The 13,077-nt window shown below is 44.7% G+C and carries 8 protein-coding genes and 1 pseudogene; 6 read left to right on the forward strand and 3 right to left on the reverse strand.

Annotated elements, in window-relative coordinates; translation table 11 throughout:
• Nucleotides 1–10 precede the first annotated feature (10 nt).
• Nucleotides 11–1,246, forward strand: a complete 1,236-nt coding sequence (locus tag AB5I83_RS08225; RefSeq protein ID WP_448974389.1) for an efflux RND transporter periplasmic adaptor subunit — start codon at nucleotides 11–13, stop codon at nucleotides 1,244–1,246.
• Between the two features lie 730 nt (nucleotides 1,247–1,976).
• Here AB5I83_RS08225 and AB5I83_RS08230 read toward each other — a convergent pair.
• Together AB5I83_RS08230 and AB5I83_RS08235 are read right to left on the reverse strand one after the other, a co-directional pair.
• Nucleotides 1,977–3,050 carry a DUF4367 domain-containing protein gene (locus tag AB5I83_RS08230; protein WP_448974390.1) on the reverse strand — a complete coding sequence of 358 codons (1,074 nt, stop codon included), beginning with the start codon at nucleotides 3,048–3,050 and terminating at the stop codon, nucleotides 1,977–1,979.
• A complete protein-coding gene (locus AB5I83_RS08235) occupies nucleotides 3,007–3,561 on the reverse strand; it encodes a sigma-70 family RNA polymerase sigma factor (RefSeq protein ID WP_448974391.1) in 555 nt (184 codons plus the stop codon). Before AB5I83_RS08235 ends, AB5I83_RS08230 begins: the two co-directional genes overlap by 44 nt.
• Before the next feature lie 218 nt (nucleotides 3,562–3,779).
• Here AB5I83_RS08235 and AB5I83_RS08240 point away from each other — a divergent pair, with 218 nt between their 5' ends.
• The 3 genes and pseudogenes from AB5I83_RS08240 to AB5I83_RS08250 all read left to right on the forward strand — a co-directional run.
• Complete coding sequence (locus AB5I83_RS08240; RefSeq protein ID WP_448974393.1) at nucleotides 3,780–5,639, forward strand: hypothetical protein; 1,860 nt, start codon at nucleotides 3,780–3,782, stop codon at nucleotides 5,637–5,639.
• Nucleotides 5,640–5,924: 285 nt separating this feature from the next.
• Complete coding sequence (locus tag AB5I83_RS08245) at nucleotides 5,925–6,710, forward strand: hypothetical protein (protein ID WP_448974394.1); 786 nt, start codon at nucleotides 5,925–5,927, stop codon at nucleotides 6,708–6,710.
• An 804-nt stretch (nucleotides 6,711–7,514) separates the two neighbouring features.
• Nucleotides 7,515–7,667, forward strand: a pseudogene (locus tag AB5I83_RS08250) (DapH/DapD/GlmU-related protein); the annotation flags it as partial.
• A gap of 125 nt (nucleotides 7,668–7,792) precedes the next feature.
• On the opposite strand, the gene AB5I83_RS08255 reads toward AB5I83_RS08250, so the two are convergent.
• Nucleotides 7,793–8,080 (reverse strand): hypothetical protein, encoded by a 288-nt coding sequence (locus AB5I83_RS08255; protein WP_448974396.1) that lies wholly within the window; start codon nucleotides 8,078–8,080, stop codon nucleotides 7,793–7,795.
• 279 nt (nucleotides 8,081–8,359) lie between these two features.
• Between AB5I83_RS08255 and AB5I83_RS08260 the strand changes: the two genes are divergently transcribed.
• Both AB5I83_RS08260 and AB5I83_RS08265 read left to right on the forward strand, forming a co-directional pair.
• Nucleotides 8,360–10,312 carry a SpoIID/LytB domain-containing protein gene (locus AB5I83_RS08260; protein ID WP_448974398.1) on the forward strand — a complete coding sequence of 651 codons (1,953 nt, stop codon included), beginning with the start codon at nucleotides 8,360–8,362 and terminating at the stop codon, nucleotides 10,310–10,312.
• 225 nt (nucleotides 10,313–10,537) lie between these two features.
• Entirely contained in the window at nucleotides 10,538–13,012 is a 2,475-nt protein-coding gene (locus AB5I83_RS08265) for a SpoIID/LytB domain-containing protein (protein WP_448974400.1), read from the forward strand.
• Nucleotides 13,013–13,077: the final 65 nt, after the last annotated feature.

Genomic DNA, 13,077 nt, shown 5'->3' on the forward strand with positions numbered 1-13,077 from the left:
GGTGCACCAGTTGAAGAAAAAGACAGCGATTCTACTATCCGCCGGCGCTATTTTTGTGTCCGGAAATCTATATTTGGCTTTGAAGGATGACAGCAAGGCGCTGCGCTCATCGTATATCAATAAATGGGCTGCCGTTGGGAAGGACAACCTTACCGAGACGCTCCACGCATCCGGTGTCATCACCCCTGAGGAAGAGCATCAGGTTTACTATAATGACGAAGATGGCGATTTTAAGGGCTTCCTTGTAAAAGAAGGCGATAAGATCGACAGTGGAACGCCACTGTACGAATACTCTTCAAACAACATCGATGAGGACCTGGCGAGGCTGAAGGCGGAAAAAAGCCAGCTCGTCACCGAAGCTAATTTGATTGATGACCAAATCAAGCAGCTGAACTACTTGCAGAGTGTCTCGGCCTCGACATCATCGGCCAGTACCCCGGTCTTCGGGGACGGCTCCAGCACGAGGGATGATTCGAATGAACTGATGAATGTCTCGCTTGAAAAAGAAATCTATGACAAGCAGCGTGAAAAGGGCCGGGTCGAAGCGGAAATCGAGAAATATGAAGATTTGATTGATTCCTATGATGGCACCGATGAGCTTGGCAAGAACAGTGAAGTATCAGGCACAGTGAAACAGGTCAACTACGAATTGAAAAATCCGATCGTCACCATTATTTCGGACAAGCCGAAGGTAGAAGGCAAGTTCAGTGAGCGCGACTTGAAGGCTGTAGAAGAAGGTATGGAGGTGTACGTGCAATCCGACCTGCTCAAAGGGAAGGTCGAGGGTACATTGACCAAGATTGCCGAATACCCAGAAGCAGATCCATCTGTGGATGCAGAGAGCCACTATCCCTTCGAAATCACGCTTAGTGAAGAAACAGAAGAACAAATTCTAAAAGGCTCGCATGTCGATGTCAGCGTCATCACAGAAAAGGTGCTAAACGCAACAACAGTTCCAGAGAAAGCCATCGAAAAGGGCAAGAAGAACAGCTATATTTACGTCCTGAATGAAAAAGGCATCGTCGAAAAGCGCAAAATTAGCAAAGGCCTGCAGCTAAGCGGCAAAACACAACTCAAAAAAGGCGCCAAACCAGGCGAACTAATCGTCCAGAAACCAGAAAACGTCCAACAAGAAAACAACCCATTCTTCAGCAAACTCAACACCGACTCATTAAAGAAAAAAACCTTCAAAGAAGAAGGCAAACGCAACATCTTCAAACAAATCATGGTCGGGTTCTTTAAATGACAGGTGCCTGTCATCACCCGAAATTCGGCCAAGTGCCTGTCACCACCCGAAATTTGTCGAAAGAACCAGGACTGCGATGAAACAATGAGGAATATAGATTTCAAGAGGAACGTCAACCAGACGTTCCTTTTTGGTGTCTATGGAAAGGTGCCATTCATTCGGACAGGTGCCGACGACAGGTGCCTGTCACCACCCGAATTTTGTCGAAGTAATTTATTTGCTTAAGCAAGCCTTACTTAAAAGGAATTGGCGGAGAAACGGAGAATACTAGATTGATTGCAGATAGATTATTTATGGTGAAGGCAGGGATTGTTTGGTGGGTGCACTTGGGTTTGCGGCGTTTTTGTTCTTTTCTTTGCTCTTATTTATATTGGTGAGGAATAAGGAACTTATTAAAAAAATAAATTTGAAACATAAAGTAATAGTGGTCATTATATTTGTTGTTTTATTGTTTATCTCCACATCGACCATCTACTATGCAGGAAACTGGCTTGCAGAGTTTATTGATCATGAAAATCTTAAATTTGCATTCCGTATTATATGGACACTAATCATCATCTCGATCAGCTCAAGGATTTGGGAATCAATGCTGAGAAAAGTCAGACGTGATTCGGGGATTGTTTAACAGGTGCCTGTCACCACCTGAATTTTGTCGAATGAAGAGGCGAAGGCCCTCCCGCCAGGGAGGGCCTTCGCCTTTTTAATTGGTTTCTGTATATTTGACCAGGCGTCAATCGGTCTTTATGGTGATTGACTCTACTTTCCATACACCTTCTGCTTTCTTATAGGTGACAACCAGGGTTTCGGGTGCTTTGTTCTTGGTTGCCTGTATCTGGGTCAGCTGATATTCATCTTCTGAAATGTGGGCTAGATTATACTCTGTCCCTGGCCAAAAGCTAGGTACTGGATCTATTGGGATAATATAAATTCCGTCTGCTTTTTCACCTAGGCGAAATTTAAAGGTTTTTTCCACCAATTCATAAGACATAAAGTCTAGGAAGAGCTGGTAAAATTCTTCTTTTGTTTTTAAGTCAGGGAACTTCCCGCCAGGCCGGGTATCTGCCTCCTGATAAACGGACTTCCAAATATAATCGTACCTTGCCAGCATTTCTACAGCTGCCTTCTCATCGAGGGCAACCACCGGCTCCATTTTCAACCTGAGTAGATCAAACGTCGGCTCGTATCCCTTTGCTTTTATAATCGCTTCGGCAATCTTGTTAAATTCGCCTACGGTCAGACTTCCTTTACGCTCAACAATTTGATACATACCTTCATCCTGCCAGGTAAGGAAGAGATGCTCTTCTGAAATCTTGTTGATCTTGCCAACCAGGCCATCTGCCAATTCAACAGTGATGTCAGGAACAGGGTATTCAGGTTTTTCCTCTCGCATGATATAGGCAAAATACTCTGCTTCATTCTGTTCCTTCATATACATATGTTCATAAACATCTTCATTCGTGTGAGTATGCTTGAATGCATATCCGTCTGGCACATACGGCGGTACAATCAACTCAGGCTTTTCGTCATCTGGTGCTTCAGCGACTGGCGACTCTTCCTTGGCAGGAGGCGTGTCTCCGAGGTCCTTGGAATAATCTGATTCAATCACCCAATAAATCCCCAAGCTAAAAATAGCCAAAAAGGCCAAACTCAAACCCGCCGGAACCATTCTGCGAATAAATTCACCTCCGGGCTTCCTGCTCTCCGCAAACCGCCTGGATACATTCCGCTTCATTCCCGCATCAAACTCAAAGCCATCCAGTTCATCCTTCAGACCTGATTTCAGTTTCTTCAGCTGATCTTCCATAGTCCACACCCCTTTCTTGTAAAATGGCTTTCAATAATTCTTTGGCGCGTGTCAGTCTTGATTTGACGGTATTAATGTTCAAGTTACATATTGCAGCTACTTCCTTCAATGAACACTCCTGGTAATAATATAAAAAGATAATTTCGCGATATTTTAACGGCAGCTTGAACATTGCATCAACAAGCTCCTGGTTCTCCGCATTCTGGATCAATTGTTTTTCCGGTCCAGCTTCCTGGCCGCCGAGTTTGGACGAGATATAGCCGCTGACAAGAACCTTCCGGTGGTGCCAGCTTTTTAAATAATCCTTGCAATGATTCGAGGCCACCCGGTATAGCCAGGTTTGCAGCTGCGCTTCACCCTCGAAAGTCTCGTATTTCTGAAAGCACTTAAGGAAGATTTCCTGCGCCAGATCTTCCGCCGTCTGCCGGTTCCGCACGTATGAATAGGCAAGGTGAAGCACCTTCGTTCCATACTCATCCATCAGCTCCTCAATCACTTTATCCCTTCGCATTTTTTCACCTCCGTTTTCGTTTTTAAGCTTTAGACGATTCTATTAGGAAAAAAGTTGAGTGGATTTCCCAATAATTAACTCTATATCTATGTGTAAAGTTTACTAGATTGATATTGTATAATTAAGACGAATTTTGTAAAATAAATCATGCATACCACATTCTGGAACAGGATCCATCCTGCTCCTGAGAAAATAACAGATACATAGGAGGGGAAATTTTGAGCAAAAAACTATCGGTCTTATTTCTTGGTTTTGTAATGTTGCTATCAGTGCTCGCGCCTAAGGCGTCGTTTGCTGATACTTCAATTTATGATTTTGTCGTGACGATTGCTGGAAAAGAGTATGTCGTTGCTCCAGATGAAGATTCAATGGAATTCAATGTAGATGACTTCATTTCCGAGGTAGGTCTACAAGAAACGGATAAAGTGGAAAAATTCACTGTATTCACACCAGATGGTGTCGAATCTGTAACATTTGAATTCATGACTTTAAATCCTTTCTTCCCTGACGCTACGATTCAAGTAGCAGACGGCAAAGCAGAGTACGTAGTTTCAGAAGTACTTGGCGATCTTGATAAGCAAAGCGATGGCGTATCAATCCAGCTTCTGCGTCAGCTGATGTACCCTGTAAACTATCAGGCATGGGTAACAGCAACAGCTGATTATGGAAATGGTGATTTTGACGTCCTTGACGTTCTTTTCACTTCCAACGATTCATTGGAAGTTCCTGCATCTAACGCAGTTGAACTAGATGGCATTACGTTGATTACGAACAATGGTCCAGTTACACTTGAAAAAGTAGCTAGCAACCAATTCTATCTTGACCTTGCTGGTAAAGATGGGGATGTTCAAGTAACAGCTGTTGAGTTCTACTCAGACAATGCTAGCACTCTATCAACTTTCTCAAATGATTCAGCTCTTTATAGAGATGAAACAGATATTAAGTTTGTAGATGGCGTAGCAACAATGAATGTTGAAAAATTAAAGCTATCTGAACTTGCTGAGATTATTGGAGAAGGTACAGATTACCTGACGACATTCCAGGAAATGCGATACATGGTCGCAAGCCTTGGACAAGATACTTTCAACGCTTATGTAGCGGATGCGAATGGTTCACAGTCTCCATTCCAGGTTGTTGTGGGAATTGAAGGCTGGACTTATGAAAAAGGCAAATGGTATTACATTGATTTTGAAGGCGAGCATGTAACTGGCTGGCTGGAAGATGGTGGAGACTGGTATTATCTTGACCCTGAAGCTAATGGTGCCATGAAAACTGGCTGGTTGAAGTGGAATGGCGAATGGTATTACCTGAACCTGAGTTCCGGTGTAATGGAGACAGGTTTCGAAAGAATCAAAGGTAAAACCTATTACTTCCATGAAGATGGAGTAATGGCAAAAGGTCTTACTAAAATAGGTTCATACTGGTATTACTTCGATGAAGACACGAAAAATGATAATGAAGGCGCACTAGTTACTGGCTGGAAAAAAGTTAACAACAACTGGTACTTCTTCAATAAGAGCACTGGCGCAGCTGAAACTGGCTGGGAAAAAATCGGCAACAAGTGGTTCTACTTCAATGCTGATGGCGTAATGCAAAGCGGCTGGGAATTCATCAAAGGCAAGTGGTATTTCTTCAACTACAATGGAGAAATGCAAACTGGCTGGTTCAAGCAAGGTACTAAGTGGTACTACCTTGATGCAGTAGATGGTGACATGAAGACAGGCTGGTTGTATAACGGCTATAAGTGGTACTATCTTGATAAAACTGACGGTTTCATGAAAACTGGCTGGGTCAAGGACGGCACCAAGTGGTATTTCCTTGATAACGGCGGAGTGATGAAGTCAGGCTGGATCAAGGATGGCGGAAAGTGGTACTTCCTGAACAAAGGCGGCGACATGAAGACTGGTTGGTTAAAGTACAACTACAAGTGGTACTACCTCGATAACGGCGGAGTCATGAAGACTGGCTGGGTAAAGGTAGGCACTAAGTGGTACTACATGTACAACAGCGGTGTCATGGCAGCCAACACAACAATTGGCGGCTACCGTCTAGGCAGCGATGGTGCCTGGATTAAATAATAAGTAAAGATGCTGGACCGTTCTTGATGGGCGGTTCAGCTTTCATTTTATTTGACACAAAAATGAAAATTTAACCAATTTTACTTTGAGAATTGTCTAGCTCCAGCGCCTAGACCCTCGAGTCGTTTCGGTCCGCCCAATGAAGCCAAAGAGCGACTTCACTGGTCGGCCCTCCAACGCTTGTCGGGGCTGACCAAGGCGCATGCGTTTTTCTTGTAAAAAGAGAAATTTTTCCTTTTTGCTTACAGCCAGAGTGAACATACTCATTACTAGAGGTGGTTATTTATGAAAAAGTGGAAAATCTTCCTTGCAGTCATCTCCGTCATGTTATTGGCTGGAGCAGGAACACTTTATTATCTATTGGAAGTAAAGACATATGAAACGCAAGATGAAGTAGTAAAAGATGTAGTCGCGGAGGAGTATGATATCGCGCTTCCTGGTGAAGAAGGTATTGATGATTCAGCTGCTGAAGAGAGTGGCGAGGACGTAGCTACTAGCGATTCCGCGGGTGAAAATACTTCTGCAGGAAGTGCAACGGAAGAGAGTGAAGAAGGTGATTCTGGGGAAACAACGGTAGCCTCCACCACTGGTTCAACAGCATCTTCAAAAACAAACGCTGGTTCTAAAAGCCAGTCTGCAACAAGCACAGACAAGAAGGTTTCTTCCCAAGCAGGAGCAACCGAAAGCAGTTCCAATAAAGGCAGCAGCAAACCAAAGCCAACTGCTGAGCAGATCGCTGCGAAGTACGAGCCGAGCTTCCTTGAGCTTGAAGCACAGGCAAATGGAAAAATTGATGCTTTGGTAGGACATGCGATCGGTGAATATGTGGCGAAAAAGAAAAATGGAGAGGAAGTATCCTACTTCTACTTCTATTCCAAATACAACACTGCCGGCAAAATCCTCGAACGCAACACAGACGGCGCATTCAACTACGTCTACAAAGCACTCGTAAAAGAACTGAAAGACAACGGCTACAACTCATCAGCCGCACAACAATACAAAACAGCCTACGAAACAGCCAAAAAACAAAGAAGAGCAGCACTCATCAACAAAGCAAAAGCAGCATTATAGGTGCCTGTCACCACCCGAAATATGTCGAATTCAGGCCGGACGCAGTCCGGCCTGTTTTTATTTGTGTTCGGGTGGTGACAGGCACGCCCCGAGCTTTGTCGAAAAATTATTTTTATATTACAAAATGGTGTTTTATTTGTAAATTCCCGGGGGATATATACTAGTCAGATGGATGTTGAATCCAGATAATCAAGACTATCTCCCTAGGTAAATTGATAACTCTTCCAGACGTTGTAACAATACGGTTAAAACCGCCCAGAAAAGGGAAATGCTGACTAATGACACGTCAGGAGAAGCTTGCTATTATATTAAAAAATCCCATCACGAGGAGCGATCTGGATGTTAACGTACAAGAGCCATTATCTTCCGGATGTCATCAAGGGCATTCTGGTAAGTGCTAAATACTCTCTTAAAAATCCATTCAGTGTTCCGGTTTACTGTGGAAGGGGACATTTATTCAAAAAAGATAAAACCGCCAAGGTCATCATCAATGGCCGTCTATCAATTGGCCGCCCGGTTTCGGAACTTAGCGAAGCCAAAGCGGTCATGCGGGTCAGAAAGAATGCTACCCTTGAGATCAACGGCAAGGTGAATCTCGGCCGTGGTGTTGTCGCCATTGTAAACGATGGTGCGAGACTGAAAATCGGCAACAATACCTATGTAGCAGCAGACAGCAAAATCTACGCCAGCCAAGAAATCGTGATCGGTGCAGACTGCGCTCTATCATGGGATTTAACAATTATAGATAGCGATTTCCACGAGCTTGAATATAACGATGTAACACCGCCAATGACCGCTCCAATCCATATAGGCAACCATGTCTGGATAGGATGCAAAGTAACCATCCTTAAAGGAGTAACCATCGGCGACGGAGCGATCATCGCAGCAGGATCGGTTGTAACAAATGATATCCCCCCAGGCTGCCTGGTAGCAGGAAACCCCGCCAGAGTCATCAAGGAAAACGTCAGCTGGGATTAGACAGGTGCCTGTCACCACCCGAAATTTGTCGAAAATGAAAGGCCGGACGCTGTCCGGCCTTGTTTGCTTTTATTCGGTTTATAACAGATAAATCCCTAATTCAGCTATCTGAATCCAAACACCATATACCCCATATACCCAACGAAAAGGATGGAGATAATCAGTATTGGGATGGAAATCATGATTTTCTTCCACATCTTTATAGAATCGAAGCGCTTATATAGCTTGGATTGAAGTAGTAAGATGAGGAAGACAACAGGTATACCAATAAGGATGGCAATCGTATCCACCCTCGTAAATGGATCACTGACATAATGGTCGAAAATGATATTCAACACAAAAAACGTGCAAAACAGGATAAATTGGTAGAAAGAGTAACGGAAATATTCCATGATAGATTCCTCTCTTATGATCTCATACAGCACATTTCGCCACTAACCAATAGATTTCCTCCTATTCTTCATTACCCACCAAATAATCATTTTCTGGATATCCTTCCAATCATTCGGCCTATTTTCACTCTTCAACCCCCGACTTTCAAAAAGAGTACCCGAACGGTGTACATGGAATCTATCAGTCTGTATTTTTAGTAAAATTTACATGTAAACATTTTACAGGCGAAACTGCTAATATAGTAGAATAAGAGGAAAAGAATGTAATAGGGGGAAATTATGAGGAAATTCGTCATATTGTTGGTAGCCTTTGTCATTGCAGCGTCATCCCTGGCCTTGCCAAACGCCAAAGCTTCGGGCACAGAGCCGATTCTAAACGTCAAGCTCAGCTATTATCTGGGTGAACATAAGGAGTTAACACTGAAGGTCAAGGGGAAGTATATATTGGATCAGGCAGCTGATACAGTCCTTTCCGAAGGCAGAATCTATACATTGAAAGCTGCAGGTACCACCGAGGTTCACCTTTATGAGGGATCAAAGAAGCTAGGTTCTGGCAGTGCGCTTGCGCTTGCACCTCTAAAAGCCGGCAGCTTCATCTACCTGAACAACATCGCTTATAACGGCAAGTTCACATTCAGCAATAATAATGGTGTGGTCAAGCCTGTCAACTCGATCTTCATGGAAGACTACATCAAAGGTGTCGTCCCTAAAGAAATGTACGCGAACTGGCATGTGGAAGCGCTAAAGTCACAGGCGGCAGCGGCACGTACATACGCAATCAGGAGGCAGAATTACGAGATTGTAGATGGAACCTCCAACCAGGCGTACGGCGGCTATTTCTGGGCTCAGGAACTTGATCCGACCGGCACGACCTATGCAAATGCTAGGACGGCAGGCCAAGCTACTGCAGGCGAATATATCACATATAACGGCGCGGCAATCGATGCGGTCTACTCTTCTTCAAACGGAGGGCATACTGAATCAAACCTGGATTATTGGGGAACGTCCCAGTATCCATACTTGATTGCGAAGCCTGATGAATTCGATGGTCTGGACGCTAAAATAAACCACACGATCCAGGTACGAGATCAGCAAATCGATGCATCCAGACTGGACCTTGCGAACCCTGAAGCATGGTGGGCCAAAACAATAGAACTGGATAAAGAGTTCACGAACAAAGTGAAAAGCAAGTTCCTTTCTGCCACCAACCCAGAAAACTATAAAATCGTCGACATCGAAAAAATCGATTTCCACACACTAACTTCCGGCGGACGTGTGAAAGCAGGGGACCTGACATTCACTTACTTTGACAAAAATGCTGCAAAGGACGCTGAGGGTAAAATCGTCCTTAAGACTGCAGAAAAGAAAAGCGTCACAGAAGCTGATTTCAGCTACCTGTTCGGCTATAAAATGAAAAACATCTATATCAAAGAAGTCTCCAACGCAAATGGATTCTTCACAATTACAGGTGCGGGCTTCGGCCATGGCGTCGGCATGAGCCAGCATGGTGCACAGAACCGGGCAATGAATGGCCACACATACAAAAATATTCTATCATTCTATTACCCTGGTACTGTTCTTTCAAAACGCTACACAACACTGGCAGACCGCAATTCGATGCTCGCATCTCTAAAAGGCTGGGTCATCGAAAATGGAGTCCGCTCATATTACGATCCAGCAACAAGCACCAAGATTCAATCCGGCTGGAAGCTGATCGACAGCAAATGGTACTACTTCGAGGGTGGCGCAGCCCAAACTGGCTGGGTCTACTATAAGTACAAGTGGTACTTCCTCGACAACAACGGTAAAATGATGACTGGCTGGGCCTATGACACTGGCAAATGGTACTACATGAACTCAGAAGGCATCATGCAGACAGGCTGGATCAAGGACAGCAACAAATGGTACTACATGCAAAAGAGCGGAGCCATGCACAAAGGCTGGCTGACAGACGGCGGAGTCAAGTACTTCATGAAGTCAGACGGCTCAATGGCAACAGGCTGGCTGAAAATCGGCACAAGCTGGTATTACTTCCACAGCTCCGGCGCAATGGATACCGGCTGGCTAAAATGGAACAACCAATGGTACTACATGAATACAGAAGGCATCATGCAGACCGGCTGGGTTAAAGTAGGAACCAAATGGTACTACATGTATTCCAGCGGCGTAATGGCAGCCAACACAACAATCGACGGCTACCGCCTCGGCAGTGACGGTGCGTGGATTCAATAAAAATAAAGCTAAAAAAGAAGGACCGGCGAATTTACGTCGGTCCTTCTTCTTGTTCGACAAAATCCGGGTTGTGCCTGTCACCACCCGATTGCGCATTCTTTCATAAGATGCATTGATACAAAGCCATTCGACAAAATCCGGGTGGTGACAGGCACCTCAAAAAAGTCTGTAAGTAATTTACAATAATATAGTAGAATGATAGGTAGAGATTATTAGAGGAGGAAAATGATGAGGAAATTAGTTGCGGTTGTTGTGTTGTTTATTGCGATATTTGCTCTTTCAGCACCCGGTGTAAAGGCTGAGGGGACAGAACCGATTGTTAAGGTTAAATTATCGCATTTCATTGGCCAAAAAGATCAATTGCCTTTGAGTATTAAAGGAAAATATGTGATTGAGGGTATAGAAGATAGAATTATTCTTTCTGAAGGAAGATCCTATACCATTTCTACCACAGCAGGGGGACCGGTTTGCCTGCTTGAAGGAAGCGCTGAGCTTGCATGCGGGACATCATTAGACTTGAAGCCGGTCACATCAGGAAGTTTCATTTATCTGAACAAAAAAGCCTATAATGGCTTATTTAACTTCACTAGTGAAGCGGGAAAAATAAAGCCAGTCAATTCCATATACATGGAAGACTATGTAAAGGGTGTTGTACCAGAGGAAATGCTTTCATATTGGCACCCGGAAGCACTTAAAGCACAGGCACTAGCCGCTAGAACATATGCAGTAGAGAAAAAGGAGAATATCTTAAGTGATACGACTTCCAAACAAGTATATGGCGGATATCTATGGGCAAAAGAAATCGACAGAGCCGGTTATTATGTGAATTCCAGCGCCGCCGTCGAGGCAACGGCTGGAGAGTATATCACTTTCGGAGGCAAACCGATTGACGCGGTCTACTCCTCTTCAAACGGAGGCCTCACGGAATTGAACTCTAATTATTGGACTACATCAGATCCTTATCCGTATCTTACTGTAAAGCCAGACCCACACGACGGACTGGCAAAGGATGAGTACGTGACGAACTGGAAAGTCCTGCTCCAGAAACAGCAAATAGCAAGCAGTGAATTGGAAAAACCACAGCCAGAAGTATGGTGGGAAACTATCAAGGAAGCAGACGAGCAGTTTGCCAGCAGAGTGAAGGGAAATTTGCTTGCTCAGCAAGGTGAAAACCCTGATAACTTTAAGGTAGTCAGCGTAGAACTATTCAACCTGCACACCTTCACATCAGGCGAACGCTTTACACAAGGCGACCTGCATGTAAAATTCATCCGTAAAAATTCGAAAGATGCAGACGGAAGGTACAATATTGACCTTTTCAGGGGCACAATACCGGCGTGGGAAGCAGCCTATCTGCTTGGCGAGGATGCTGTCGGCATTCCTAAACTAAGAAGCCGCTATGTAAAAGATGTCATCGAAGCAGACGGCGTCTATATCATCACAGGATCAGGCTTCGGCCACGGGGTCGGCATGAGTCAGTATGGCGCACAGAACAGGGCAAGGTATGAAGGGCAGTCATACCGTGAGATTCTCTCGTTCTATTATACTGGCACGGAAATAACCAAAAGCTACACAAAAATGGCAGACCGCAATTCTTATCTTGCCAATGTCAATGGCTGGGTCATCGAAGACGGCATCCGCACTTACTACGACGGAGCCACAAGAGCAAAAGCAACAGGCTGGAAGCAGATCGACAATAACTGGTACTACTTCGAGGAAGGACAGCAGTTCACTGGCTGGCTCTTATGGAACAATAAAAAGTACTATCTAAACAGTGAAGGTATCATGCAGACAGGCTGGCTGGAACTCGACGGGAAAAAATATTACCTGAACCAGGATGGCTCCATGCAAATCGGATGGCTAACACTTGGCGATAAAAAATACTACTTCAACCAGGAAGGCATCATGCAAACCGGCGTGGTTACAATCGATGGCACCCAGTTTACTTTCGGTGAGGACGGTGCTCTTGAAAAACTAGCAGGCTGGATTGTCGAAAACGGCAAACGTTCATATTACGACCCTTCCACTGGCCAAAAAATAAACTCAGGCTGGAAGTTGATCGATAACGCTTGGTATTTCTTCGAAAACGGCGCAGCAAAAACGGGCTGGGTATATTGGAAATACAAATGGTACTATCTGGACGCTGGCACAGGCAAAATGCTGACCGGCTGGATCAATGACGGAAGCAAACGCTATTACCTCAACAGCGAAGGCATCATGCAGACAGGCTGGCTGAAATATAACAATAAGTGGTACTTCCTTGCGAAAAGTGGTGCCATGCATAAGGGCTGGCTTACGGATGGCGGCAAGAAATACTACCTGAAATCAGACGGCATTATGGCCACAGGGTGGATGAAAATCGGCACAAGCTGGTATTACTTCCACAGCTCAGGCGAGATGGACACTGGCTGGCTGAAGTGGAATAACAAATGGTACTACATGAACAGCTACGGAATCATGCAGACCGGATGGGAAAAAGTTGGTACGAAGTGGTATTACCTTGCCTCTGGCGGCGAGATGAAAACAGGCTGGCTGAAAGACGGCACGAAATGGTACTACCTGGATTCAAGCGGCATCATGCAGACAGGCTGGGTAAAGGTCGGAACCAAATGGTACTACCTATACTCCAGTGGCGCCATGGCAGCCAACACAACAATCGGCGGCTACCGCCTCGGCAGTGACGGCGCGTGGATCCTATAAAAAAACAAACGAAAGCTGGATCACAATTAATCGGTGATCCAGCTTTTTCTTTCGACAAAATTCGG

It is taken from the genome of Mesobacillus sp. LC4, assembly GCF_053543455.1.